Source organism: Burkholderia singularis, from assembly GCF_001718875.1.
GTDB classification, from domain to species: domain Bacteria; phylum Pseudomonadota; class Gammaproteobacteria; order Burkholderiales; family Burkholderiaceae; genus Burkholderia; species Burkholderia singularis.
This window is the reverse complement of the sequence record NZ_CP013449.1, coordinates 223,727-250,624: the sequence shown is the minus strand read 5'-3', so window position 1 is coordinate 250,624 and position 26,898 is coordinate 223,727. Positions and strand designations below refer to the sequence as shown.

Genomic DNA, 26,898 nt, shown 5'->3' with positions numbered 1-26,898 from the left:
AAATGCCCGCCCGGTTTCGTCACACCATTCGGAATGGCACGCGGCAATGAGCAGACAGCTTGGCCGAATCAGCGATCTTTATCCAACAAGCTCTTGTCCGGTGGAATGTGCATCCGGCAAATCCCATCCGATGGAACGGTGGAGCCATCACCCAACCTCTTCATGCGAGGTCATAGTTGTAACAAAGGCTTGCAAGCCCGACCGATCGACCGTCCTGCCGAAAAGCCGCCCGCGGCATGTGCTTGCGGCCAGTGTGCGTGGTTGGCCAAAACACTGATCAGCGCCTGTTCACAAGCCCCGCGCGATCACGCCGAGCCGGCACGATTGATGCGTGCAAAAAAGCCATACGCGTTCGCTGCTCTGCGGCATGACGCCGTCTTCCGCCAATTATTCTCCGTTATCCTTAACGTTCCACTATATTTAACGCTATCTTGCGATGTTAACCGCCATTCGCACCATCGGCGTAGTGTAGGCTGTCGTACTTTCCCCGATAGATGGCAACGCTATCCTTCGACGCAGACGATGGATCCAGTATCGATTCACGTTCGGCGCCACCGCTACGCGCGGCAGCGCCTTCAGCCAACCAAGCCGCCTCGAGGCGGCCGGCCGCATGCGCGACCGCGCCGGCGCGCGGTCCGAACGAATCAGACGCAACGAACCGGAGTCACGTTTCCTGGCATCGTTCGCTGATAATTGAAAGCGATGCGCGCAACCGTTCGAGACCAGACGATGCCAGCCCGCAAGATGAGACCGTTCGATCCGCAGTGCGGCCCGCAATTTAACCATCACGTACAGATGCAAGGTATCTCGAAGATACACCGACTCTGGGCGGCGATCTTCGTCATCGCCGTCGCCAGCGACGTACTGTCCGGCGCGATCCGCTACTACACGTCGCTCGTCGGCCTCGCACCGCTCGGCTATCTGCCGAAGGCACTGATGGTCGTGGCGCTCGGCTTCGCGCTCGTCGAACGGCCGAAGGCAAGCCACGTGCTTATCATCACGTATCTGGGCGCGCAGATGTGCGTGTCGCTCGCCAACGGTATTCCGTTGAGCGCCGCGCTCTTTTGGATCTGGACGGTCTCGCCGATGCTGTTCGCGCTCGTGATGCCACCGCAGGCGCTCGAGGTGCTCGAATCGCCGCGAATGTTGGCCGTGCTCGTCGGGCTCACGCTGCTTGCAGTCGGCGGCGTGTTCCTCAACTATTTCGTACACCTGCCCTGGGTCGGCGGCAGCGTCGATATCGGCGGCGGCGTGAGCGTGACGATCGCAAAAGCAACCTACGTGGGCACGGCATCGCGGCTGCCCGGCTTCGGCCGCAGCAGCGCGTCGACAGGGCTGTTGATCGGCCTGCTCGTGACCTGGATCTTCCCGCGCCTGCGCTCGCGTGCTGCCGTCACCGCGATCCTCGCGCTGTCGGCGCTTGCCATTTGGAAAACAACGAACAAGACCACCCTCGTCGCGCTCGTGATCGTCGTCGGGCTGCATCTGATGCTGCGCACGCGCTCGCTGCGTACTGCGAGCATCACATTGTCGGCGCTCGTCGTCGCACTGCCGATCGCGGGTTGGCTCATCACGCTGGCTAGCATTCAGGACATCAGCGGTTCCGGTTCGCTGTCGTCGATGCAAGACCGCTTCTTCAACACATGGCCGATGCTGATCGAAGGCATGGTGCGCGAGCACCTGATCTGGCTCGGCGTCGGGCCGGGCGGCTTCGGTTCGTCAGTCGGCTTCGGCTCGGCAGTCGGCAACGGCGCAACCGGATTCGGCTTCAACACCGGGTACGCAGACAACATGGCCCTTTACACGCTGGCGAATGTCGGCGTAATCGGCAACGTGTTTCTCATCGCGGCATTCTTCCATTTCGTGCTCTCGCGCGAATCGAACAATCGGCCGATCTGGCTGATGCTGTGCTTTCTGCTCGCGAGCGGGCTGACGACCGATATTTATGAAACGACCGGCTGCCTGCTGTTCTTCGGCGTGGTTCTGAACTCAATCAGCCAGCGCGTGCCGCGGCCGCGCATCTCGAGTGCGCGGATCGCATTCGAGCGGCTGCAACGCAACGTGCGCGGCACCGCGTCGGGGCTACACTGAAGGCGCGTGCGAGAAGGAAACGACGATATGAAGAACCGCACGCTATCCCTGCGCCATCGGCTGTTCGCCGCGCTTGCAAGCGCCACGCTCGTCACGCTCAGCTTCGCCAGCGAGCCGAGCGTCGTCACGCTGAGCGCGTCGCAGCCGGCTTCCGCCGCCAACCCGCCGTATGTCGATCTGCCGGGCTTCGTCGCATCGCGCGACAACACCGGCGTCGCGGTGCACGAGATCGGCGATACGAAGCTGCTCGACGCGATCAAGAACGCGGGCTTCACGTTCATCCGCGCCAACCTGTTCTGGCAAGCAGTCGATACGCCGCATGGCTGGAATTTTTCGCAGTACGACAAGCTCGTCGCCGATCTGTCCGCACGCGGCCTCGGCGTGCTGTTCATCCTCAGCGGTCAGCACTATGCGTTGAGCCCGAAGGGACCGCCGACTCAGCCCGCTCAACTCAACGCATTCCGCACCTATGCATTCAAGGTCGCGCAGCACTTCAAGGGTAAAGCGGTGCGCTACGAGATCTGGAACGAAGAGGATCACCCGACCTACTGGCTCGGCAAGCCGTCGGCCGACGATTATAAGGAAGTGCTTAAAAAATCCGTGCAAGCGATCAAGACCGCAGACCCGAATGCGATCGTCGCGACGGGCGGCGTACAGCAGATCAACCGCGCGTTCATCCGTAAGGTCGGCGACATCGGCGGCCCGAAGCAAGCCGCGCCCGACGCAATCAGCGTGCATCCGTACCGGCAGACCGAACCCGAAACCGTCTTCGCCGATTACGCCGCGCTGCGACGCGATCTGTCGACGTATCGCAAGAAACCGCAGGTGTGGGCAACCGAATGGGCATACCCGAGCTACGGCTACAACTATGTGTCCGACATCGATGACGGCCACTCGCAAATCGCGCGCGAGCGCCAAGCGAAATATGCGGTACGGCTGCTGCTGTCGAACTGGATCGCCCAAGTCGGCCTCACGTCGTATTACGACATTCGCAACGACGGCCGAAACAACAAAGACATGGAGCACAATTTCGGACTGCTGGACGCAAACGGTGAAAAGCTGCCTGCCTACACCGCCGTCCAGCATCTGTTCTCGTTCACCGGGGACGCCGTGGGTGCGCAGTATCGGCTCGACGCCAACGCACGTTACATCGTGCTGAAGCTGACCGCGCCGCGCGCGACAAAGTACGTGGTCTGGTGCTACGGCACCGGCAATTCGATCGTCGTCGACTTGTCGCGACTGCCGGCCAATGCGCGCGTGACCGACATGTACGGTGCCAAGCTCAATGCCGGCGGCACCACGTTCGAGGTTCCGGAAGCAAAAGGGCCAATTTTCATTACGATTGGCGCCTGAGCGCCGCGCCCGGCGCGAATGCCTGCGCAAAGCCGGGTTTAACCGATTGATGCAGAGGACAGCGGCGGCCGCCGTCGCTAACGGAAAACAACGATGGACCTGAAAGCACAACCCACTATGACCGCGCCACACGCCAAGAACAACGACGGGCTCACAAGCCTATCGTGGAGCATCTCCCGGCACCGGCGGCTGTTCGCGACGATCGTCGGCGTGTTTTTCGCGCTCGGCGTGTTGTATGCATTCGTCGCGACGCCGCAATACCGAACCGAAGCGCTGCTGCGCATCCAAACCAAGCCGGGCGCCGCCATCAGCGCACTGTCCGACGTCTCGGGCACGATCTCGGCCGGCCCGTCCGCGAACGACGAAAGCGAAGTGCTGACCTCGCGCGCGACCGTCGGTGCCGCAATCGAGCAGATCGGCGCGGATCTCGACATCCGCACGCGCAGCTACTTCCCGCTGATCGGCCGTCTGTTCGCATCAAGCCATGCGGATGACGACAAGCTCGCTGCGCCATTGCTCGGCTTGTCCGGTTTCGCGTGGGGTGGCGAAAAACTGAAACTCGGCGCATTCACGGTGCCGGACGCATCATACGGCGACAAATTCCGGCTCGTCGCTGGCGACAACGGCCACTGGGCACTGTACGACAAAAAAGACCGGCTGCTCGCACGCGGCGTAGTCGGCGCCACGGTGCCGTTTACCGTCGGATCGGACAATGCCCAGGCTGGCGAGATTCGAGTTGATACGCTGCGCGCGCGCAGCGGCATCGAATTCTCGATCGTCAAGGAATCGACGCAGCGTGTTTATGACGACGTGATGAAGAAGATGAAAACGATCGTCGCGAACCGCGATTCGACGCTAGAAGAGCCGTCGCTGATGCGGCTCATCTATCAGGCCGATACGCCCCAGCATGCCCAGGATCTGGTCAACGCAATCATCCGCGTCTACCTTCAGCAGGACATTGCCTATCGTTCGCAGAATGCACAACGCAGCCTCGACTCGCTGCACGCGCGCCTGCCTGTCCTCAAGCAGGATCTCGCCAAGGCCGAGGACGAGTTGAACCGCTACCGGACGACGACGGGCACGATCGACGTCGACCAGCAGGGGGCTGCGCTGATCGGCCGATTGAACTCGCTGTCCGAAAAACAAACGTTGCTGCAGCTCTCGCTCGACAACGTGAAGGGACGCTTCCAGCCCGGCAGCACGACCTATCAGACCGTGCAGACCCAGCTCGATCAAGTAAAAAAGGAAATTCAGCAAACAACTGCCGCAGCCAACAAGCTGCCGACCGCGCAACGCGAATTCGTCCGGCTGACGCGCCAGGTAACGGTTGCTTCTGAACTCTACACAAAGGTCCTGGCCAATGCGCAACAGCTCGAAATCGCCGTTGCCAGCACGCCGTCCGGCGTAACCGTCGTCGACTGGGCAAACAAGCCGTATAGGCGGGCATGGCCGCAACGCGGCCTCATCATCGTCGGCGCGCTGCTGGCCGGCTTGTTCACGGGTTTGGCACTTGTGTACCTGCTTGCCCGCCGCCGCAACGAGTTGAACGGCCCCCAATCGATCGCCGACGTATCGGATCTGCCGTGCGTCGCTGTCCTCACGCCGCCAGCATCGCACGCGCTCAAAATCAGCGCGTCCCATCCGTCGGTCAAACCTCTCGCCGCCCGTGATCCCGACGATCCCAGTATCGAGACACTGCGCGTGCTGCGCACGAGCATGCGGGCAGCGTTCGCGCACGACGGCCGGGAAGGCGGCAAGGTTCTGCTGTTCACTGGCCCGACCGCTGGCGTGGGCTGCAGTTTCGTTGCGTCGAATCTGGCGTATCTGTTCGCGGATTCCAACGCATCCGTTCTGTTCGTCGACGCAGACATGCGTGGCGGATCCCACAATCCGCTCGGCGCCGAGCGCGGCGGCATTGGCCTCGCAAACGTGCTCGAGAATGCACAGCCGCTGGACAATGCGATCGTTAGAATCGGCAATAGCACACTGTCCGTCATGACGCCCGGCACGCTATCTGGCGCGAATCCAGCCGGTTTGCTTGAGCGGCCGGAGCTGACCGCGCTGATCGCGACATTGCGCACGCGTTACGATTTCATCATCGTCGATGCGCCGCCAGTCCTGCCGTACAGCGACGCGCTTTCGATCGCCACTCGGGATTGCGACGCGGTTCTGCTGGTCTCGCGCGGCCGAACGACTCGCGCGACAGACCTTGAAACCGCGCAGCAGCGGCTCGAAAGCGTCGGCGCAAAACTCGTCGGCCACGTTTTCAACGCAGACGCCGGGCCTTCTGGTAAACGCCGAGCTGCATCGCACGACGGCGAGCATCGCGCGTATGAAATCGATACGCCTTCCACGGCAAAGCGAACGCTCGAACGTGCAAAATGAACTGCCGCCAAGAATTTCCGATGCCGAATGAACCCAGGAGTTTTCTTTACAATTAAATACCATTGAAAGCCAAATCGGCGTCATTACATCATTATCAAAAATTAATTCAAGGAAAAACCAGAGGTTTAAACACCTCTGGTTTTTTATTTCGTCACCTCCATTTCCTTTTTCATTTTGTCAACGCTTCATTACCAATCCGTTCGTTTCGAACAAATACTCTAATCCTGTCAAAACAGAAAGGTCACCCACCAAACGCGTGTTTGCGATACCGATCGGCTCCTGCCATCACCCGCGAAACCGCGATCGCACAAGGCAATGCCGGATATTCGCCACCGATGCTCGATGGACAGGACATCCGACATCGCATTCATCGATACCCCACCATCCCGATTCAAAAAATTCCAACCGGCCTATTTTGCTTCCCAAACACTGGCATTCGATCCATCGTTCGGTAATAATTTAGAGATACCTTTATCTCAAATTAACCTAAGATAGAAACCTTCCCCGAACGGAGATCCTGCCATGAATCATCTGAACATTACTTCCGTGCGCCCGGATCAATTTATTAGGTATCCGAAGTATATTCCGATCGTTTTCGCCACATTGTTCGCACTCCTACTTACTGCGTGCGGCGGTGGTGATGGAAGCAATACCAACTCCAGCCTCGCCGCCGCAACTCCGGGTATCGTCGTGCCCGCATCCTCCACCAGTGCAAACTCGACGTCAAACAGCAATACGAGCAATCCGATCGCATCGGCAACGCCGAGCGCGCCAAGCGCCGCCAGCGCAACCGATACGTCCAGCACATCCAGCACGCCAAATGCGCCTCCATCAGCGAGCGCATCCGATGCAGCCAGCGCCTCTCACGGCTCCAACTCGCATGGTTCTGGCTCGTCGACGAGTTCTAGCGGTTCCGGGTCATCGTCATCGTCGACAACGACTCCTCCGGCTTCGTCCTCGTCGACTTCACCTGCCGCATGGGTCGCACCGTTCTTTGGTACGAACGGACACTTTGTCGCCACCAACAGCGTCTACAGTTCGACGCCGCTCGCCACTCAGGCATCCCACCTGACTACCGCCGGCATCCACGTCTACCGGCAGGACGCTTACATCCCGGATCACATCGACGCGATTGCGGATAAGCTCATCCCCGGACTCGGACCCAACGTCACCGTACTGCCGATGATCGAAGCGAACCCCTGGGTCGATCCTTCACTAAACGGCAAACAGCCGACCGAAGAAACGGCATACGCATATGCTTATCAGCTTTCCGTCTATGCAGCACAAAAGCTCGCCGGCATTCCGATGGTTGAGTTCGGCAACGAATACGATCTGGATAGCCACAACGCACCGATTCGTGGTGACGGCGTCAACGTTTCGGACTTCGACAATTCGACCTTTCCGATTTGGCGCGGTGCATTGCGAGGTGCACTCGACGGTTGGCGTTCAGTCGATACGCAGCACAAAACCAAGCTGATTGCAAACGCAACGGCCGGTTGGCTGTATTTCGGATTCCTCGATGGACTAATGACGGGCACCCAACCCGACGGCACGACCGGTCATCCGAAAATCACACCCGACGTAATTCAGTGGCACTGGTACTCCGACGGCGGCGACATCGAAAACGCAGTCGGCCTCACTGGCACGTACAACGTGCTCGCGCGGCTCAAGGCGAGCTACAACCTGCCGATCGTGATTACCGAGATCGGCGTGAATCTCAGCAATACGGAAGCACAGGCTCAGGCGTACATCACGAAGACGATAGCCGAACTGGTCGCTGCAAGAACAACTTACAATGTCATCGGCTTCAATTGGTATGAACTCTATGACGACTCGACCGGAGCGTATGGTTTAATGACGAACAGCGGACAACCAAAGCCGCGGTACACGACGATGCAGACGGCCATCACCAACGCGACCACGACCACTAAAAATTAATCATCACGGTTCGCATAGACCATCTTTATAAAATACGGCAAACCCGGGTTTGCGTGAGGCCGCATAGACCAGATGATGCATTACCGGGTCACGACGTAACGAACGTGACACGCCACCCGATCCGAAGCTGCGCCGCGATCAGCTCGCCGGCGCAGTTATTTTTTATCAAACATCGACGTTTTTTTGGACGGTATCGTCCATAGAATGACAAAGCTGTCGTCGAATCGACAAATCAGCGGGAGCCACATGAAGCGTGCTCGGTCAACTGCATTGGCTGTTACGAATCTGTTCGCGCTGACGTCGTCGGTACTCAAACGACGGGTTGATGATAGTGACAGTAAGGCCGGGGCGTAATGGCAGTTCGTCCGGTAGTTCATCTGAGCCACTTCGAAATGGCAAACACGGCAGGTTTTAAGCGAAGCGATTGAAGCGCGGATCTGTCCGGGGCGATTGATCGTTCAGATACGCAAGACCGCGCGCACCACGCTCAGGTTTTATAACTATCGTCACGCCGGTCCAACTTGCGAATCAACGCCGGCCAAACGAACGCGCCACCCAATCCATCGGTCTGTACCGATGCCGCTTCGGCGTTCGTCGCGATAATCCCGGCCGGCACCTCGATCAGTTCACCGCCGTGCTGTGCGGCGATCTGGATCTGGCAAGCCGTCTCGAACAGATACATCGCGAGAAACGCATCGGCTATCGACGCGCCAATAGTCAGGAGTCCGTGATTACGCAGCATCAGGAACATCGAGCGTCCGAGATCCGACTGTAGCCGCGGCTTTTCGTCGTCTTTTAGTGCAACGCCTTCGTAATCGTGATAAGCAAGCGATTGCAGCACGAATGTCGACTGCTGCGAAATTGGCAGCACACCGGCGCGCTGTGCGCTGACCGCAATCCCCGCACGCGTATGCGTATGCAGTACACATTGCGCATCGGCACGCGCAGCATGCACCGCGCTATGAATCACGAACCCCGCGCGGTTGACCGGGTACGGCGAATCGCCGATTTTGTTGCCTGCCTGATCGACCCTTACGAGTGACGACGCAGTAATTTCCTCGAACATCATTCCATATGGATTGATCAGGAAATGATGATCAGGGCCCGGCAAACGAGCTGAGATATGCGTGAAGATCAAGTCGTCCCAGCCGTACATTGCGACAAGACGATAGCAGGCAGCCAGATCGCATCGAATGCGCCATTCGGCGGAATCGATGTTGGCAGTGGCGGAAGTAGTGTCCATACAGGCTCCATGCGCGCCAGCTCAAGCGCGCCGGCATCGCGCTCACCTTACCAGCTTCACGCACGGATCGCATCGGGTTTTTCACGCCCATCGACGCGAATCGGACAAGATGCTCGGCTTCGAGCCGAAACGCGCACGGCGCGCACACGCGCCGCGCGCCATCCATATCAAGCCGGCGTCAACGGCACCGTCACCGACGTACCGGCCGGATCGAGCGTCAGTTCAGTGCCGGGCGTCGGCCTCAACGTCGCCTCGTAGTCGCTCGACAACACGACCAATCCTAGCCGGTGGCCTGCGTCGAGCCGGTAGTCACGCGGCATGAACGTCAAACGCAAATCGTAGGGCATGCCGGCGAGGACGGGCTGCGAATGCCAGATCGACTTGCGATTGCGAGGATCGGTCCAGGCGCGCGTGATAATCGTCGCGCTGCCGTCGGGCGCACGATCAATGAGCAGCGCCGTCACGTTCGCGGCAGCCGAGAACGTCAAGCGGACCTGCGCGGTCGCAGTCCCTGAGATTCGCGTCGCCTGGGCAAGCGGCTGCGTCTCGAAGCGGCTGCGATGCGCGCCATCGGCTGCATTCGCGAGCGTTAGTGCCAAGATCCGCGCATCATCGGTAAATTTCACGAGCGGGCCACCCGATGGCCAGCGCAGTAGCGTTCCCGTTCCCGCTCCGTCTCCACCCGAGAAATACGTAGTAGGGGTTGCACTGCTTGCCGGCCAGCGCGGCTCTTTCAGCAACGTGCCGTCGGCCTGCTCGATTACCGAGCCCGGCCCACGCTCGACGCCGTTTTCGTAACCCAGCAAATAGCGTGTGAACCAACGGTTCACCTGCGCAGTCCATTCGCTCGCCATCGCGGGTACACGACTCGGATCGGTATGGCGGGCCCGATGCAACCATAGCTGTGCCGGCACGTGCTGTTTGAGCATCGCGAGATACCACGAAGTCGATTGATCGGTCCTCACGTTATCGTCCGCGAGCCCCTGCGCGACAAGCGCAGGTGCCACTGCAAAAGCCGTCGGAATCTCGCGGGCGGCCCAGAATGCCGAATAATCGCCCGTCGTCCGGTCTTCTTTCTGCAACGCTTCATCGATGAGATGCGTGCAACGCTCCGGATGCGAATTCGTCAGGAGTGCTTTTATATAGACATCGACGTCCTCGCCTTGGTAACCGTCCGGCGCACGCACGAGACCCGCCGAGCGGTAATAGCCGTACATGTTCGATAGTCCCGCGATCGGCACGATCGCATCGAGTCCGCGCGTGCGCAAGCTGGCGACCATCTTTGGCAGCGTGCCGTCATACGACACGCCATACATGCCGACATGCCCCGTCGACCAATTCGCGACGATCGGCTTGCCGCTCGCATCCTTCGCGCTCGCGTGTCGTCCGAGCCAACGGATTACCGATGCCATCGCGACGGATTCGTCGCGGGTCAGAATCGTCGGACACCCATCCGAACCCGCGGTGCCAAGCGAATCCGCATAGACAATCGTAAAACCGCGCGGCACGAAGTAACCTTCAATCCACGAACGCCCAGCTGCCGCGGCTTCGACTTGCTGCAAGATTCGAGACTGCGGTATCACCGCCAGAATACGGGCAGCCGTTGACGCGACTGGATGCGGCGTACCGTCAAGCTCAACATCAACATTGTGATTGGGGCTGTCGGCAAGCCCGTTGTAGTACGGGCTCGCCAGAACGATGACCGGCGTGCGCGCGCCCGATGCGGTTTCGGCCGGCCGAACGATACGCACGTGAATCCGATCCTTCGCACCGTCGCCATCGGAATCGACGGGCGTCTCTACCCACGCTTCCTCGGTAATCGTATTGCCCGACAGCGATGGCTGCACCTGACCGTTTTCGATCACGGGTCGATAGCGCCCGCCGCCAGACAGATCCGCGTATGGCACGCCGGAAGGCGAAACACGCCCGAAAGCCGGACGCGCTCCGCCTGCAGCTGGCACCGCTTCCGTATTTTCGCTTCGCCCAGTTTGCGCAAACATAGACGCGCCGGGCAAACCCGAGCCGTCGTCGCCCCCACATGCAGTGAGTAAAACCGCCGCCGCAATGGCGGTGCTCCATACGCATAGCGATTCAGTTTTGCGGATTTTCATTGTTGTCCTTATGCCGGGAATCGTAAGAAAACAGCCAGTCCATATCGAGCGATATCGCTCACAAACAGCGCAGCGGGCACCGCCGAAGCGGTGCCTGTCCTTATTACCGAATCGCCGCGTAGACGGCTTGACCTGCGTCGAGCAGCCCCGCGCCGCAAGTGCTCGTCGAGCACCCCGATCCGCTGGGGAACGCACGCGCGCTCGCTTGCAGCCGCTGCAGGATTTGCGAAGGCGACAATGTCGGATTGATCGCCAGCATCAGCGCAACAGTACCGGCGACGTGCGGCGTCGCCATGCTGGTGCCGTTATAACTTGCATAGCTGTCCGCTCCAGGTGAAGTCCTGCCGGCATTCAGCGTCGACAAAATACCAACGCCCGGCGCGGAAATCTTCACTGCCGCCCCGTAGTTGCTAAAACTCGCACGAACACCATTGCGATCGGTCGCGCCAACCGTGATGACGCCCTGGCAATTCGCGGGTTGCGATGTCGATACCGACGTGCCTTCGTTGCCTGCTGCGACGACGATCGTTGTGCCGCGATACGTGATCTCGTTGATCGCGTTTTGGTAGGTTTGGCTGCACGTGCGGCCGGAGCCGCCAAGACTCATGTTCAGCACGTTGGCCGGATACGGATTGGCCGGCGCACCCGGTACCGACAAGCCCGCGGCCCAACGCATTCCGTCAACGATATCGCTCAGCGTACCCCCGCATTTGCCGAGCACGCGTACCGGCAACACCTTGCCCGACCATGATATGCCCGCAACGCCGAAACCATTGTTCGTCACCGCGCCGATCGTGCCTGCGACGTGCGTGCCATGCCAGGAACTGTCGCTCACCGGGCATCCGTAGAATGGCCCGTATGGGTCGTTACTCTCTTGCCACGTCACCCAATCGCCCGGATCCGATGCATTGCTGTCGCGGCCGTTACCGTCGTTCGCGCTTACCGGATCGGAGACGAAATCGTAGCCGGGGAGCAGGTTGGCCGCGAGATCGGCATGCGGACGGTAACCAGTATCGATAACACCGACGACGACCCGCGATGAGCCCGTCGTCAAATCCCAAGCGGCCGGCAAATTCGCGCCGCCTCTCGGATCGAAATAGCCCCATTGCTCGGAGTAGCGTGCATCGTTCGGAACAACGGACGGATACATCCGCACATCCGGTTCCGCATACTCGACCGCGCTATCGGCGGCAAAATCTTGCGCGAGCGCCTGCGCATCGGCGGGCAGCAAGCGATTCTGCAACGACAGCACTGTCGCGCCACCCGACATTTCGCGCTTAATGCGTATTCCGGCCGCTGGATCGGCATCATTCCCGGCCGCCGAAGCCGCAGCTGCACCGAACGCGCGATTCGCCGAGCGCGCACGACGCGCGGAGACCACGCGATCGATCACGGCCTGCACATCCGTCGCGCGCGCCGACGGTCCCGTTGCAGCACTAGCCGCCATCTTCGGCGCTCGAAGCTTAACGATTAATTGGTTGACCGTATCGCGCCCACCAGGAACCGACGGGGATGTAAGAGTTTGTGCGTGCGAGGGCGGAGCGAGACCGACCAGGACAACACCCGCAACAATCGCAGAATATGAAGCAGTTCTAATTAATTTAGACATGCCGATACCCTCCTGATCAATGTAGATAGAGACAAAACGGACCGATGAGCTGGCGTTCTGATTGCTGGCTTTGCTGCGCTGCCGATAAGAAAGGGCACGTCACACCGGTGCAAATAACCGTGCGACGTGCTACCGACAAACGGTTGCGGTTGATCGCATCATCCGACATGCGGATACTGGATGATTCGTCTTCCGTCAGATCTATATCCACGGGAACTGAACGAAACGGCGAGCGTTTCGTTTGCCCTCCTCTCAGGTTCTATGCCGCTGGTTATATTGATAATTACGCTTTACAGCGCTTCAGCCCCACTTGAACTCCGGCCCCGCACGTTCTACGACGGCAAGGCGGTTTACATTCCTATTGCAAAACTTATCTTGCTGAAATCAGCCTGTCAAACATTTTTAGTTAATATCAAAAAAAGTTTCATGGAATGCATTAATCAAAGAACCAGCTTCCACAGTTCTCTGGAATCGCAGATGACATTGACTGCCTGACGCCTTCCGGTAGAGACGCTTGCATCATATTTTCCAGAACATGGGAAAAAAAATCGGCCGCGCCGGCCGTTCGGCCCAATTCGCGAATACGCTCATCACGAATAGAAATCATTCCTCGCCCGACTCGCGCCGATGTTGCCGTTGCGAATCAGCGAAGAGCAGCTTCGCGGCGCATAGCTCGCATCCGATGCCGACAGGGCAAGACGACGCGATCGAACCGCCTACCATGACTGCCTGGATCGACAGCCCCAAGCAAAGCCGGAGCAGCGCCGGCCGTGCCGGCTTCATCCTTGCTCGGCGACCACTGTCGAAGTAGGAAGTCTCTGGCGCCTGAGGTCATGGACTTCGATTGAGAGACTTGCGCGTCACCATCATCGGCGTGTCTTCGCGGCACCGTGCATTCGTCATCTCGTATCGGTACGGCTGCGCAGCCCATACCGTATGCCGCCGATACGCAATGGCGCGCTCCATGTGCAGAGATCAACAGTCGGCATCAACGCGGCGATCTTGATATCGTCTGCCGGAACCGGGAATTGCGTGTTTGCAAGCAAGCCACACGCAAGCGCATTCACGCTCCGCTACGATCGATGCGGATCGAACCTGGCGGCCATCGGCCCCGTGTCGCGTCGAGCCAACCCGGATAGCCAAAGCCAAGTGCCTCGGTAATCCCATAGCTCATGTCGACGGTCTTGTCGCGTATGCCGACCGCGACCGACCGGGCAATCTTTGTCGGCTACTGGCAATTGCGGCGCGTTGACGCCACCCAGCCGAGTCGAAGAGGAATCCATACGATCGCACAGCAGACACAGCCGCGTCAGCGAAGATATCTAGCCGTTCGCTGCAATACTGCCGCACTCGTCCGTCAATCGGCGCCAACGAGATAAATCGGGATAGGAACGACAGAGGAAAAACTCGAACGCTCACCGATTTGAGCGAACCTCATGAAGAGGAATGAGGCTTGCGGACCGCGACTCACGCGTACATTCATTGGCTGCTTCAGCGATCGAGAACGTATCCGGGAAGCGGATGAGTGGCAAGCATTGCTATACCATTCATCCGTACCGTGTGTTCGTTGGTAGGCTCGATTGGATTCGAACCAACGACCCCCACCATGTCAAGGTGGTGCTCTAACCAACTGAGCTACGAGCCTGTGTGAGGCGCGAATTATAGGGACTCTATCGCCGCGGCACAAGCCCCAAGTTATAAAAAGTGCTGCTGCATCGTTTGGAGAACAATGCAGCAGCAAGAAACCGCCAGCATCCAAGGGCCACCAAAACCGCTGACGGATTACTACGACCGGTTCGGCTAGGCCACGCAACCACTGCGCGCGCCTAACCTTTGAGCTTCACCCATACCTTGTTACGCATCTTCAGCGCGGCACTAACCAGCGTTTGATCGCGCAGCGCGTCCAAATAGCCGTCTATTCCCCATCCAGACCAGACAAGCGCGGAGCGCCCCGCATTGAAGCTCATCCAAACGATTGCGACGACGGGCAGGTACAGAAATACGATAACGAGCCACGTAACAGGCGCCGTCAACGGCATGCGCTTCACGTCATGCAAACTCATGAGCGACGTCCTTTCCGAGCGCATTCACCCGCATACGCCGCGCCAGCATCGATATCAACGCGATGCCCAGCAGCGCGAATGCCATCGCGGCGCCGAGCGGCCAGTTGCGGCCGGCGGCAAACTGAAAATCGACGAGATTGCCGATCATCATCGAACGGCTACCACCCAGCAGATTCGATATCACGTAGGTGCCAAGCGCGGGGGCGAACACGAGGCCGACGCCCGCCGCGGCAGATCGGAATCACGATCTCGCGCACCGCGCGCGATTGCGTTGCGCCAAGATCGTAAGCCGCCTCGATGAGCCGCCAATCCATATCATCGAGCGCCGCATAGATCGGCAATACCATGAACGGCAGGAACGCATAAACGAGGCCGAGCAACGTCGCGGCATCGGTATAGATCATGCCGAGCGGGCCGTGCAATACGCCGATGCGGTTCAACAACCGATTGGCGATACCGTTGTCCGCCAGCACGATCAACCAGCCATACATCTGTACGACAATGCAAATCCAGAACGGAATGGTAACGGCCAGTAACAGCAGATTCTTCTGCCTGGCGGGGCGTAACACGATATACAGTGCGCTCGGCAGCGCAAGCACCAGGCAAATCAGCGTTGCCGCAGCTGCAAGCGCGATCGAGCGTACCAATACACGCAGAAAATCCGCCTGCAACACAATCGTCCCGTCGAAATCGCGATCAAAAACGAGCGACCAATACGCGAGCGTCGAGAATTTGCCCCATGCGACACCGCCGAGATCGAGCGGAACCGAGAGCGATACCACGGCCAATACGCCGAGCGGGACAATCACCCCCGCCGCGATGCATGCAACGACAGGCGCCAGCCCAGCATACTTAGCAATGGATGTCATAGGCCCAAGATGTCATTCAAGTTCGACAGCGAGCGTAACAAATTGCTATATCCGACAACAGCCTGTCGGACGGACCAAACGCGCCAAATTTGGGTCCTTTCGCGACAACCGTCTCAAATACCGACGGCGCGCTTTTTCAATGTTGCCGCAGTGCGCGGCATTCCGCCCAGCGCGTGATCCGATACGTGCAATTTACGCTCCGAGGCAATCCATCGATGCAACGATCTCGGCTGCTCGAATCCGAGCTTCGCAGCAATCTCCTTCATGCTAAAACGCTCGCTGCTCATGTAGCGAGACGCAAGATCACGCCGCACGATGTCGCGCAATTCACCGAGCGATGTACCGAGCAGTTGCAGTTTCCGCTGCAAACTACGCTGTGACAAATAAAGCTGCTCATAATCTTTCCAGCCTGGGTTCCGGTACATGTGATCGAGCACGCTCTCGACGACACCACTTGGTGTCCACTTTTGCAATTCGCGCTCTTGCCGGTCGCAGTGACGGCGCGCAACCTCGAGCGCATGAGCATGCGCAAGCGGCAATGGGCTGGCAAGCTCGGCCGCAGGAAAATAGCAGGCGCTTTCCTGCGCGCCGAACTCCACGGGGCAGCCGAACAACGCTGCATAGCGATCGGCATGCGGCGGCGGCGGAAACGCAAGTTGCAGTCTGCGGAACTTGATTTCGCGGCCGCCCAGTACGCCCAACATTTCACGCCTCAGAACCGCGATGCACATGTCGCTGTTCAACACGAGCAGGTCTGCCCGGTACGCGTAGTCTCGAATGACAATGCGAGCTTCGTCCCCGTCGACTTCGAGATCGATCCGGAAATAGCAAATCGCAAGTAGTGGATAGGAATTCGCGAGCCGGATTGCAGCCTCGAGCGTCGGGCTGACCAGCATGGCCGTGCCGCGCCAGCCATATGCGGTCACGGGGATCGCATCACCGATCTCGAGCCCGATCCCGGTATTGCCGGTCGCGTCGAGCGCATTCGCGAATATCGCCATTTCCTGCGCATGCGTGATTACGACATCAGGTTTGCCGAGATCGGCCGGAACTACCCCGCTTCCTTCGAGAAGACGCTCGGCGGATATTCCGTACCGTTTCATCACCTCGGCAGCGACGATGACTGTGCACAAGGTGGCCGGAAGCTGAGCCGCGCTTTTGGCCTTTCCGGAAACAGCCGGCATAACCGGCTCCTTTCCATGCGGGCGATGTTGCGACGTACTCACGTCAGATCCAATGTGAAAACGATTTGGCAGCCATACTCGTCGAGTTCGCCGCGCCGCCAGCCAAGATGCTGATAAAAACCGTCCGCACGCGAGCCCGGATCGGTGACGAGTGTCACCGAACGCGCGCCCTGCTGCCGCAGCCAGTCCACCGCACGGGCCAGCAACTCCCGGCCGATATGCCGCGCGTGCCAAGCCGGCCGCACGAACAACGCCGCGATGAACGGCTTGTCAGCGAACACCGGCAAGCACACTCCAACGGTCTCGCCATTGGTCTCGCACAACCAGCCTCCGCCTTGCTCGATTTGCCGGACAACCAGATCGCGATCGAGCAAGTCGACTTGATGCGGGTGAATCCGGTTTTCCCGAACCGAGAAGCGCACGTCGTAAAACGCGCCGATGTCGCGCACGCCCATCGGGCGGAACGTCAAAGCCTTGTCAGACAAGTATTTCCCCTTTTTTGCATTGCAAGCATCGATTTTTATATACTCAAAGAGACAAATCGATTGTTCAAAACATCAAAATTGAATAATTAATTGTTCTATGAATCATTGGCAAACGTCGATTAATAGACCAAAAACCATTGGCTCAATCAGTCCAGCGCCACTTGATAAAAATATTATCTCAAACAGACAAATAAATAAAATCTTTCCAATTTCCAAATAATTTAGCCCGATTAAGGATCCAAGTTATTTGGCAACCTAAATCAGAAAACTCATTCCATTTATCCAGATTATTCCCAGCACGCATACATTGCGGCTGCTTCCCAGAAAATACCTATCAACGGGAAAATTTTTTGTGACGAATTGCTCCACTGAAGATCGCGTCTCGGTCCAATTCGTTCAGTGACGCTTTGCCTGCACGACGACCTGCGCTGACGCATCGCGTTCGATACGCGCAAGCGGGGCCCGCATCGCGTCGAAATCGTCCGGGGAACACATCTGATGTGCGAAACGAGTCCGCAATTTTCGTGTGATTTGTACAACGTGCGTCACACTGTCGAAAACGTAATGCGCTTCATAATCGACGAAGCGGTGCCGAACCGTTACATCGCTGGGCAAATCGATCATATGTAGATTGCCGGGCAACGCAATCTGCGCGGTTTCATCGAAATTGCCATCGATGCATAGCCAAGGTTGTGTGCGCTCAGGCTCAGTCAGCCAGCCCTGCACCTGGGTCGCGATACCGCCCGACAAACTGGACAACGCCGGCAGCGCGGTCGTGCCATCCGGCCATGCAACATGCTCGAGCGTGCCTGTCATCGAGACCGAGAAAGGGCCGCCCGTCACATCACGCTCACGGGTCATAAGCCGGGCCGTGCCGCGCAAGCCGGTTTGCCGCAGGCGCTCGTCGGCAATCCGCCGGGCATGCTCGCGCGTGGCCTGACGAAACAAGCCGCGCTCGAGTTCGGCAGTCCAGCCGTTATCCTCGACGTAATATTGATAGCGACCCGACCCGTCCGGCGCGACATCGATTCGCAGCCGGGCGCTGCGCGTGCGCGGCTGCGTCGGCGGCGTGCGCGATAGCACGCCGCTATCGACCAGCAACGCTGGCCGATCCATCACCACAGGCGGCAGATAGCCGAACTCGACATTTCCAACGGTCGTATCCGCATAAAGCCCAAGCTCGGGCATCCACGTAATTGCATGATTGATCGCGCCACTGCCGTAACCAGGCACCCCAGGCAGCGTATAGACCGAGCCGAGATTCAGCAGCACGGGCTCGCTGCGTATTCCGGCTGCCGCGAGCAATGCGCCGAATAGCGCGACATGGTCCTTGCAGTCGCCGTATCGGTTACGCAGGATATCCGTGACCTTGTGCGGCACCGCCGCAGTCTCGCCCAGAAACAACGCGACATAGCGAACGTTCGCGCGCACCCAGTCGTAGATTGCGCGCGCCTTATCACGCGGATCGGATACATTCGCCGTCAGCGTGCGCGCAAGCCACACAACGGCCGGATCGTTCACGCCGTCGTCGGCGGCATTCGCGCGATAGCGTGAAGCAAATGCCGAAAAGTCGGGGAGCGTCGACACCATCAGCCGATCACCGTAAGTCTCATAGCTCACGGAGCCGCTTTCGATGCGCGGATAAGGACCATGGCGGTAATCGAACTCGTAGCGCGTGCGGCCGTTCTCCGTCACAGGCTCGCGCGCGATGAAACCGCGCGCATCGGCGTACAGCGGCATATCCGCCGGCAGATCGAAGATCAGCCGCTGTTCATCGACAGGCATCCGCGATGGCGTGACGAAATACCCGAAGTAACCAGGATCGCTCGGCCTTGCCCGCCTCTTGCGAAACGCAAGACGAGTGCGCGACCCCGCATCGACGCCCGGAAAAATCACCGAGCGCAACACGCCGTTGTCGAAGAACGGCGCGCCGGCCGAGCGCGGTTCAGTCACATCACGAATCGCTTCCGGGCCGACAGGATGCGCGACACCGCGAGCGTCGATCGTTTCGGCTGCGAGCAGTTCGACCTTGTCCGCATCCTTGTCGAACCATATGACACGCTGCGCAACGTCGTCGATGCCGCTCACGGTGTTTGCGCGCAAGGTCGAATCGTCGTGCTCGTCAACCGAGCCGTCGCGTTGCACGACGAACAGATGGACATCGCTAACCACAGTGGACGGCGCGTCGGCAACGGTCTCGGTTGCACCGGGCGCGTCGGCGAAGCCGGCCGCCCGCGCATCGCCCGTCAACGTCGCCGCGCCCACGCACGAAATACCGAGCACTCGGACCAAAACGCGCATTGCCACGCTCGTTGCCACGCTGAAACGCCGCCCTAACCCGCGTCGGCCCGTGCGAGCTGATCAGCGATCGGCAAGCGGCGAATTCGGCGGCCGGTTGCCGCGAAGATCGCATTGGTCAACGCCGGTGCAACGGGTGGCAGCCCCGGCTCGCCGACGCCGCCCATTGGCGTTGCGTAATTGTCCGGCTCAACCAAGTGCACACGGATTTCACGCGGCGTCTCATTCATTCTCAGTACTTGATAGCCGTTGAAGTTAGTCTGCTCAGTGCGGCCGTTCTTGAAGCTGATTTCGCCATGCAACGCAAGTCCAAGCCCCATCACGACCGCTCCTTCGAGTTGCGATCGGACACGCTCCGGATTGACCTGCGGCCCGCAATCGATCGCAATGTCGACGCGCGGCACGCTCAATTTGCCATCCTGATCGATTTTCACCTCGCAGACCACCGCGGTATAGGACACGAAGCTACGATGCGCGGCCACGCCAAGACCGCTTCCTTTCGGCAGCTTACGGCCCCAGCCCGCTTCATGCGCGACAACTTCAATCACGCGCCGCAAACGGCCCGTATCGACCGGATACAATGCAGGATCCTCTCCATAATTCGTATTCTTGACCGACACGTTCGGCTCAAACGTGCGCGCGGGACCGATCAGTTCGAGCAGAAAGTCCTTTTGATCCCGGCCGGCCGCATGAGCCAACTCGGCAGCGAAACTCTGAATGCCGAACGCGTGCGGAATGTTGTAGACCGAGCGAAACCAGCCGATCCGGGTGTGCGCGGGCGCCTCGGGGTTCTCGATCCGTATGTTCGGGATGGCAAACGGCAGATCGACGACGCCTTGCGCAAGCTCGCCCGGCTGTTCATGCACGATGCCGGGTTTGAATGTCGACTGAATCGACGGGGCCGCACTCCGATGCAGCCAGCCGACAACCTTGCCCGACGAATCGAGTGCGCCTTCGAAATACTCCAGTGCTACTGCGTGAAAATAGTCGTTCGTGATGTCGTCCTCACGGGTGAACGTCAATTTGATCGGTTTTCCTGTCGCCTTCGACAACAATGCGGCTTCGACGACGTAATCCGGCTTGGACTTGCGGCCGAAACCGCCACCAAGCAGCGTGACGTTGACGGTCACGTTGCTCTGCGGCAAGCCGAGCGCTTTGGCCACCTCGTCGCGCGCAGACTGCGGCGCCTGCGTGCATGCCCAGATGTCGCATTGCCCGTCATGCACATGCGCGACCGCCGCGGGCGGCTCCATCGTTGCATGCGCAAGGTGAGGCAGATAGTACGCAGCACTGATTTTCTTCGCGGCACCCGCGAACGCAGCCGCACTATCGCCTTGGTTGCGAATCACCGAACCGGGTTGCTTTGCCGCTGCTTCGAGCCGATCGCGATACGCCGCCGAATCGTAGCCGGCATTCGGGCCATGCGTCCATTCAATCCTCAATTGCTCGCGTGCCTTGATCGCAGTCCACGTGTCGCGCGCGACCACGGCAATGCCGCCAAGCGGTTGAAATCCGGACGGCAGCGATGTTGCATTCAACTGGATCACGTCGATGACGCCCGGCATCCTCCGTGCGGCGGATGCATCGAACGACGTGACCGTACCGCCGTACACGGGGGGCCGCGCGATCACTGCATACAACATGCCGTCGATGCGCGTATCGATTCCGTACCGCGCAGTGCCACCGACGATATCGCGGCCATCGATCAGTCCGGTCTTGCCCTTGCCGATATAACGGAATTCAGCGGGCGGCTTCAATGCGACCGTCGCCGGATCGGGCACCGCGAGTTCTGCCGCCCGGCTCGCCAGTTCGCCGAAACCGAGCTTGCGGCCTGTCTTCGTATCGACGACTTCATGCACACCCGCTTTCACCTGCTTCACGTCAATGCTCCACATTGACGCAGCCGCCGACTCCAACATCGTCCGCGCCGCGGCTGCCGCGCGTCGCAACGCAGTGAAGCTCTGACGCAAGCTGCGCGAGCCGTCGGTATTCTGGTTGCCGTAACGCACCTCGTCGCCCACCGCCTGCTCGACCTTCACGCGCGCCCAATCGGCGCCCAGTTCATCTGCAATCACGAGCGCGACACTCGTGCGCACGCCCTGTCCCATCTCGGAACGAATGCAGGTCACCGTCACCGCGCCATCCGGCGCGACACGCACGAACAAACGTGGATCGTCGCGCAAACCGTTTGGCATACCCGCGCCGCCATACTGAGGATTCGCGCTGACAGGCGGCCCCCCGGGCGCATTTGCAGTAGCCGCCTGCACAAGCACGGGCCCGCCGATCGCGAGCAGCAATCCACCTGATGCGAAACCGAGCAACAGCGCGCGACGGCTTTCGTTTTGTACGGCAAGTTCGTCGCTGCTCATACCGAACCTCCTCGGCTTGCAACCAATTTGATCGCCGCGCGAATCCGTGTATATGTGCCGCAACGGCAGATGTTGCCCGCCATTGCCTCGTCGATGTCGGCATCGCTCGGATGCGGATTCGTCTTCAGCAATGATGCAGCCTGCATGATCTGGCCGCCCTGACAATAGCCACATTGCGCGACGTTCAACTCCTGCCACGCGCGCTGTAGCGGATGACTGACATCGGACGACAATCCTTCGATCGTCGTCACGCGTTTGCCCGCCGCGGCCGCAACCGGCGTGATGCACGCGCGTATCGCGACACCGTCGAGATGGACCGTACATGCACCGCACAACGCCATGCCGCAGCCGAACTTGGTGCCGGTTTGGCCAAGCACGTCGCGCAAATACCAAAGCAGCGGCATTTCGGGATTGCCGTCGAAGTGTCGTTCGCGTCCGTTGACGGTCAGTGTGATCATCGTTCATCTCCTTATAGGATTCGATCGCGATCGGACGCAAATGGCGTCCAGTATTGCGGGGGAAATCGAAGGCTATCGCGAAATCGAAAAGATTGCGCGCAACGGCACGCGGCCAGTTTTATCCGCACTTCTTACTGTTAGCGTTTTATATAGACGAGCAAAGATTACTTGCGTTTGGCAATCCTCTATCGCAACGTCTGTCTTGCAGGGAAAACACCGATGCTGTAGTCCGACTACACTTCTACCATCGAAAGCAGTGGAGAATCGCTACATCAGATCAGGCCGTATCTTTCTCCACTTGGTGCGTTGCGCCGAACATCTCACAAGCCCCGGCATTACCCGCCCAACCAAAATCCCTTCATGGAGAGAGACATGCAGACCAAACTCTGGCCGGCCGCCGTGTTATCGGCGGCCGTACTCGCCAGCGCCCATGCGGGAGCCAACGATTTCGCTCCCAATTCCGCGTCGTCTTCCATCGGGTCGAACGCCTTCGCGGCGGCCGCTGCACACCAGCGTGCCGACGATCTGGTGAGAAAGATGACGCTCGATGAAAAACTTCGCCTTATTCATTCGCAATACGAAATGAGCCAAGTGCCTGGCGGAGGCGCGGGCTACATCCAGGGCGTACCCCGGCTCGGCATTCCCGATCTGAACATGGTCGATTCCGCAACCGGATCTGGCAGCACATCGCAGGCAAGCACGACGTTCCCCGCCACGCTTGCAGTCGCCGCGAGCTGGGATCGTCGGCTGTCGTATGCGTATGGCAAGGAAGTCGCGATTCAACTCCGCGCGCAAGGTTTCGGAATGGGGCTTGGCGGAGGGACGAATCTCGCGCGGGAACCACGTGGCGGCCGGCTCTTCGAATACCTCGGTGAAGACCCGGTGCTCGCCGGCGAACTCCTCGCAGAACGCACGGACGGCACACAACGACAGAAGGTTATCGCGACGATCAAGCATTACGCCGGCAATGAGCAGGAACACTCTCGGATGGGCGGTAACAGCCAGATCGACGAACGGACGCTGCGCGAACTGTATTTGCTGCCATTCGAAATCGCCGCGAAGCGCGCGCAGCCCGGCAGTGTGATGTGCAGCTACAACCGGCTCAATGGCGACTATTCATGCGAGAACACCCATCTGCTTACCGATGTATTGAAGAACGAATGGGGATTCGAAGGGCAGGTTCAATCGGATTGGAACGCGACGCATAGCACCGCCAAGGCGATCAATGCGGGGCTTGACGAAGAAGAGGATGTCACCCCGACTATCTACCTGACGCCGAGTCTCGTGCGCCAGGCGATTGCCGACGGATCGGTGTCAACCCAGCGCCTCGACGATATGGTGCGGCGCAAGCTGTATGTGATGATTCGCACCGGCGTGTTCGACGATCCGCCCAAAGGTGGAGGCACGATCGATTTCGCGGCAGCCAATGCGTTCGCGCAAAAGGTTGCCGAACAATCCATCGTTTTGCTGAAGAACGACGGCAATCAGTTGCCGCTTGCCGCCGCCACGCTGAAGAAAATCGCGGTGATCGGCGGCCATGCCGACGCAGCCGTGATGTCAGGCGGCGGATCAGGCAATACACGCGACCCTGTCACCGGCTCGTTCGCCGGATGCGGTGGGCTGACGTTCGGCACATCGACCGGCTGCAGCTGGTGGCGCAATCCGTGGTTGAAGGTCGACGTGCCGATCGTCAAGGCCATCCAGACACTCGCGCCGGGCGCGCAGGTTCAATTCGCCGGCAACAGCGACCAGCAATCGCCGTTCCGTGCGTATACGCAACAGGAAATCGACCAGGCCGTAGCGCTCGCACGCAACTCCGACATCGCGATCGTCGTCGTCACACAAGCCGCTGGCGAGGATTTCGGCGAACTGCAAAGTCTTTCGCTGGCGAATCCGTCGAACCAGGATGCACTCGTCGAAGCCGTCGCTCAGGTGAATTCGCACACGATCGTCGTCGTTCAGAGCGGCAATCCCGTGTTGATGCCTTGGAAAGATCGCGTCGCGGCAATCGTCGAAGCGTGGTATCCGGGCGAAGGCGGTGGCAAAGCAATCGCGAATGTGCTGTTTGGCCGCGTGAATCCATCCGGCAAACTGCCTGTCACGTTCCCGGCACGCGATCAAGATACGCCGACGTGGGGAACAAACGGCACGTTCGAAAACGATCCCGTCTACGCGGAAAAGCTCAATATGGGTTACCGCTGGTATGACGCGAAGAACATCAAACCGATGTTCGAGTTCGGTTACGGCTTGTCCTACACGCACTTTTCGTATTCCGGGCTTTCTGTTACTCGTCTGCCGGGCCGCATGCTCGACGTATCGTTCAATGTACGCAACGACGGTGGCGTCGCGGGCGCGGAGGTTCCGCAAGTCTATCTCGGCGTGCCGTACAAGGACGAACCGCCACGGCGTCTCGTTGGCTGGGAAAAGATCAGCTTGAATCCTGGCCAGACGCAGCGCGTGCATATCCCAGTGTCGGCACGGATGCAGAGTGTGTGGGATACGTCGCGTAACGGCTGGCAGTTCGTGCCGGGCGCCACGGTGTATGTCGGCGCGTCGTCCCGCGATATTCGGCTACAAAGCAATTGAGTTCGGCTAGCCGGGGCGGCAATCCGCGCCCGGCTGCCGATTCGGCAATCTGCAAATATCCGTGCGCGGCTTGAAACTTAACCGCCGCGCACTTCTGCTTGTCTGAAGCGCGTACTCCGCACGAAAAATAACATACGGAGCACGGACATTCCGGCACATCCGCGCCAACCGTAACTGAGCAAGTGCGCGTTATCGAGTTTTTTCTCAAACCACGTTTATCCAACGTGCCGACCCGATCATTATTTGCCCAACTCCAACAATTCTTCCATCCGAGTCTTTTCGAAGATTTCGCAAATTTCCATTCAAACGCTTAGATACATATCGACAAACAGTTAATCGCCTCACTCCTCACCTTGAAATTTTTCATTAGAAACACTAACCTCAAAAAATCTGGCAAACACTCGCAGCCGGATTCTCAGATAAAGCTCACTTGCCCGTCTTTATTCGTTTCAAGCAAAGCAATAATTTCAATTTACAAACACACTCCCAATCGATTAAATACAAATATGTAAATTCAATTCTTCACTACTCGCACATAGAACACTCACCTGATTTTGGCATCAAAATAATATCTTCCGCGTACTAACAGTACTCGCCCGCCATCATGTCCGATGGCCTTAAATCGCCATCCTGCTTTTAAGGAGAATACAAATGCAACTGGATATAAGATCTCGGACACTCGCGTACCTGTCAGGCTTGGCCTGCGCGTTGTCCATATTCGTGAATCAACCCGCATCCGCGTTCGAACGCACTGCAGGGATATCGGCACGTGCAACCGAAACGCAGGCACATCAAACATGGCGGGCAAGACTCGTCCATACCCCCCCAACGCCGGCGGCAGGCTGCTTCCGGGTTTCTTATCCAAACCTCACCTGGAAGCAAGTGGCGTGCGACACCACTGCTGCGCGCGCCATCTCACTATTGAGGAAAAGCAGTTTGGCAACCAGATTCCGCACGGCCATCGCTGATACCGACAACTCCAACGGTTACGTACTCGCGGCAAATGGCCTCATCAATACCACGCTAAGTCAATTTACCTTCGTCATCGGCGTGACATCCATTACGGACGGCCTGATCCCAATGAATGACTTATATTCGTTACGAATATTGTCCGACGGCGATTCAACAACAACAGCTTGCAACGGCGTCGCCGACTGCAAGGTCCATCAAGAATTCGTCTATAACGTAATAACCGATCAGGCCATGCTATACATGGTTTCATGGTTATTGAATTACACAGCGGGCGGACAAGCCTGTCCAACGGGTTGGTTCAGCGACGGCGCGACCGATTGCATGAAAGTCAGCGACATTCAATCTGTGCCTGTCGTATCCGCCCCTCAGCTTGGGAAGCTAACGATGCTAGGCGGAGTCACGCCAAGCGGAAATATTACCGTTAGCATCTCGATCGATGCTCCCGGTGGCGCTCAGACCTATTCCGTCACCGCGCCCGATGATCTGAAACTTGCAACCGTGTGGAGGAAGTCGTCATTTAATGTCTATGGTCAAGACAGCGGCCCTTCCGGTGGGGCGGAATTCAATCCCGGCTCGTTCCTCGTCACAACCGTGCAAGTGATTGACGGAACATCTACTGCGCCGGCCTGCCTGCAACAGCCAATCGGCTCATTCACATGGACGGGCAATAATCTGACACTTCAAGGCTGCAAAGCCTTTTCTTTCAACGGGCTTCCCGCTATCCAGTTTGTCGAGTCGAACTGAGGATGTGGAGCACCTGTGCACGAACGCCCTGGAGAGTCGATACGAAATAGCGTGCGGTATCCGAGCGGGCGAATCGTGAATACGAATGCCACACGCGATGTATTCGTACAGTGTGCGGCAAAACCGTTGTGCCTACGTGA

16 protein-coding genes, 1 tRNA gene and 1 pseudogene are annotated in these 26,898 nt (G+C 58.9%); 7 read left to right on the top strand and 11 right to left on the bottom strand.

Features of this window, described 5'->3' with window-relative positions:
* Positions 1-729 precede the first annotated feature (729 nt).
* The 4 genes from AQ611_RS17125 (at position 730) to AQ611_RS17110 (ending at position 7,767) form a co-directional block, all read left to right on the top strand.
* Entirely contained in the window at positions 730-2,091 is a 1,362-nt protein-coding gene (locus AQ611_RS17125; RefSeq protein WP_069235469.1) for a hypothetical protein, read from the top strand.
* Positions 2,092-2,118: 27 nt separating this feature from the next.
* Positions 2,119-3,444 carry a cellulase family glycosylhydrolase gene (locus AQ611_RS17120; protein ID WP_069235468.1) on the top strand — a complete coding sequence of 442 codons (1,326 nt, stop codon included), beginning with the start codon at positions 2,119-2,121 and terminating at the stop codon, positions 3,442-3,444.
* Between the two features lie 93 nt (positions 3,445-3,537).
* On the top strand, positions 3,538-5,829 hold the full coding sequence (locus AQ611_RS17115; protein ID WP_083237432.1) for a GNVR domain-containing protein: 2,292 nt from the start codon (positions 3,538-3,540) through the stop codon (positions 5,827-5,829).
* 522 nt (positions 5,830-6,351) lie between these two features.
* Positions 6,352-7,767, top strand: a complete 1,416-nt coding sequence (locus tag AQ611_RS17110) for a glycosyl hydrolase (RefSeq protein WP_146011736.1) — start codon at positions 6,352-6,354, stop codon at positions 7,765-7,767.
* Positions 7,768-8,254: 487 nt separating this feature from the next.
* Here AQ611_RS17110 and AQ611_RS17105 read toward each other — a convergent pair whose 3' ends face one another.
* The 3 genes from AQ611_RS17105 to AQ611_RS17095 all read right to left on the bottom strand — a co-directional run bounded on the left by AQ611_RS17105 (position 8,255) and on the right by AQ611_RS17095 (position 12,730).
* On the bottom strand, positions 8,255-9,010 hold the full coding sequence (locus AQ611_RS17105; RefSeq protein WP_069235467.1) for a class II aldolase/adducin family protein: 756 nt from the start codon (positions 9,008-9,010) through the stop codon (positions 8,255-8,257).
* A 167-nt stretch (positions 9,011-9,177) separates the two neighbouring features.
* The gene (locus AQ611_RS17100) at positions 9,178-11,121 is read right to left on the bottom strand and encodes a Xaa-Pro dipeptidyl-peptidase (protein WP_069235466.1); all 1,944 of its coding nucleotides are present in this window, start codon (positions 11,119-11,121) and stop codon (positions 9,178-9,180) included.
* Between the two features lie 103 nt (positions 11,122-11,224).
* Positions 11,225-12,730 carry a S8 family peptidase gene (locus tag AQ611_RS17095; RefSeq protein ID WP_069235465.1) on the bottom strand — a complete coding sequence of 502 codons (1,506 nt, stop codon included), beginning with the start codon at positions 12,728-12,730 and terminating at the stop codon, positions 11,225-11,227.
* Between the two features lie 180 nt (positions 12,731-12,910).
* On the opposite strand from AQ611_RS17095, the gene AQ611_RS25655 reads away from it, so the two are divergent.
* Positions 12,911-13,225: a hypothetical protein gene (locus AQ611_RS25655; RefSeq protein WP_125910410.1), complete on the top strand. Its 315-nt coding sequence runs from the start codon at positions 12,911-12,913 to the stop codon at positions 13,223-13,225.
* A 1,073-nt stretch (positions 13,226-14,298) separates the two neighbouring features.
* On the opposite strand, the gene AQ611_RS17085 is transcribed toward AQ611_RS25655, so the two are convergent.
* The 8 genes and pseudogenes from AQ611_RS17085 to AQ611_RS17050 all read right to left on the bottom strand — a co-directional run bounded on the left by AQ611_RS17085 (position 14,299) and on the right by AQ611_RS17050 (position 22,456).
* Positions 14,299-14,375 (bottom strand) — tRNA-Val (locus AQ611_RS17085).
* 181 nt (positions 14,376-14,556) lie between these two features.
* Positions 14,557-14,793 carry a hypothetical protein gene (locus tag AQ611_RS17080; RefSeq protein ID WP_102720083.1) on the bottom strand — a complete coding sequence of 79 codons (237 nt, stop codon included), beginning with the start codon at positions 14,791-14,793 and terminating at the stop codon, positions 14,557-14,559.
* A pseudogene (locus AQ611_RS17075) lies at positions 14,780-15,662 on the bottom strand (ABC transporter permease). The gene AQ611_RS17080 and the pseudogene AQ611_RS17075 overlap by 14 nt, the downstream one beginning before the upstream one ends.
* Before the next feature lie 113 nt (positions 15,663-15,775).
* Positions 15,776-16,765 (bottom strand): AraC family transcriptional regulator, encoded by a 990-nt coding sequence (locus tag AQ611_RS17070; RefSeq protein WP_245637156.1) that lies wholly within the window; start codon positions 16,763-16,765, stop codon positions 15,776-15,778.
* 119 nt (positions 16,766-16,884) lie between these two features.
* Positions 16,885-17,301, bottom strand: coding sequence for a GNAT family N-acetyltransferase (locus AQ611_RS17065; protein ID WP_069235461.1), 417 nt, complete (start codon positions 17,299-17,301; stop codon positions 16,885-16,887).
* A gap of 426 nt (positions 17,302-17,727) precedes the next feature.
* Positions 17,728-19,632: a DUF3857 domain-containing transglutaminase family protein gene (locus tag AQ611_RS17060; protein WP_069235460.1), complete on the bottom strand. Its 1,905-nt coding sequence runs from the start codon at positions 19,630-19,632 to the stop codon at positions 17,728-17,730.
* 32 nt (positions 19,633-19,664) lie between these two features.
* On the bottom strand, positions 19,665-21,998 hold the full coding sequence (locus AQ611_RS17055) for a xanthine dehydrogenase family protein molybdopterin-binding subunit (protein ID WP_069235459.1): 2,334 nt from the start codon (positions 21,996-21,998) through the stop codon (positions 19,665-19,667).
* Positions 21,995-22,456 carry a (2Fe-2S)-binding protein gene (locus AQ611_RS17050; RefSeq protein ID WP_069235458.1) on the bottom strand — a complete coding sequence of 154 codons (462 nt, stop codon included), beginning with the start codon at positions 22,454-22,456 and terminating at the stop codon, positions 21,995-21,997. Before AQ611_RS17050 ends, AQ611_RS17055 begins: the two co-directional genes overlap by 4 nt.
* Positions 22,457-22,828: 372 nt before the next feature.
* Here AQ611_RS17050 and AQ611_RS17045 point away from each other — a divergent pair, with 372 nt between their 5' ends.
* Complete coding sequence (locus AQ611_RS17045) at positions 22,829-25,042, top strand: beta-glucosidase family protein (RefSeq protein WP_069235457.1); 2,214 nt, start codon at positions 22,829-22,831, stop codon at positions 25,040-25,042.
* Between the two features lie 651 nt (positions 25,043-25,693).
* Positions 25,694-26,758, top strand: coding sequence for a hypothetical protein (locus tag AQ611_RS17040; protein ID WP_146011737.1), 1,065 nt, complete (start codon positions 25,694-25,696; stop codon positions 26,756-26,758).
* Positions 26,759-26,898: the final 140 nt, after the last annotated feature.

Coding starts and splice junctions, on each gene's coding strand:
- AQ611_RS17125 (WP_069235469.1), top strand. CDS start 730: ATGCCAGCCCGCAAGATGAGACCGTTCGATCCGCAGTGCGGCCCGCAA.
- AQ611_RS17120 (WP_069235468.1), top strand. CDS start 2,119: ATGAAGAACCGCACGCTATCCCTGCGCCATCGGCTGTTCGCCGCGCTT.
- AQ611_RS17115 (WP_083237432.1), top strand. CDS start 3,538: ATGGACCTGAAAGCACAACCCACTATGACCGCGCCACACGCCAAGAAC.
- AQ611_RS17110 (WP_146011736.1), top strand. CDS start 6,352: ATGAATCATCTGAACATTACTTCCGTGCGCCCGGATCAATTTATTAGG.
- AQ611_RS17105 (WP_069235467.1), bottom strand. CDS start 9,010: ATGGACACTACTTCCGCCACTGCCAACATCGATTCCGCCGAATGGCGC.
- AQ611_RS17100 (WP_069235466.1), bottom strand. CDS start 11,121: ATGAAAATCCGCAAAACTGAATCGCTATGCGTATGGAGCACCGCCATT.
- AQ611_RS17095 (WP_069235465.1), bottom strand. CDS start 12,730: ATGTCTAAATTAATTAGAACTGCTTCATATTCTGCGATTGTTGCGGGT.
- AQ611_RS25655 (WP_125910410.1), top strand. CDS start 12,911: ATGATTCGTCTTCCGTCAGATCTATATCCACGGGAACTGAACGAAACG.
- AQ611_RS17080 (WP_102720083.1), bottom strand. CDS start 14,793: ATGAGTTTGCATGACGTGAAGCGCATGCCGTTGACGGCGCCTGTTACG.
- AQ611_RS17070 (WP_245637156.1), bottom strand. CDS start 16,765: ATGAAACGGTACGGAATATCCGCCGAGCGTCTTCTCGAAGGAAGCGGG.
- AQ611_RS17065 (WP_069235461.1), bottom strand. CDS start 17,301: ATGGGCGTGCGCGACATCGGCGCGTTTTACGACGTGCGCTTCTCGGTT.
- AQ611_RS17060 (WP_069235460.1), bottom strand. CDS start 19,632: ATGCGCGTTTTGGTCCGAGTGCTCGGTATTTCGTGCGTGGGCGCGGCG.
- AQ611_RS17055 (WP_069235459.1), bottom strand. CDS start 21,998: ATGAGCAGCGACGAACTTGCCGTACAAAACGAAAGCCGTCGCGCGCTG.
- AQ611_RS17050 (WP_069235458.1), bottom strand. CDS start 22,456: ATGATCACACTGACCGTCAACGGACGCGAACGACACTTCGACGGCAAT.
- AQ611_RS17045 (WP_069235457.1), top strand. CDS start 22,829: ATGCAGACCAAACTCTGGCCGGCCGCCGTGTTATCGGCGGCCGTACTC.
- AQ611_RS17040 (WP_146011737.1), top strand. CDS start 25,694: ATGCAACTGGATATAAGATCTCGGACACTCGCGTACCTGTCAGGCTTG.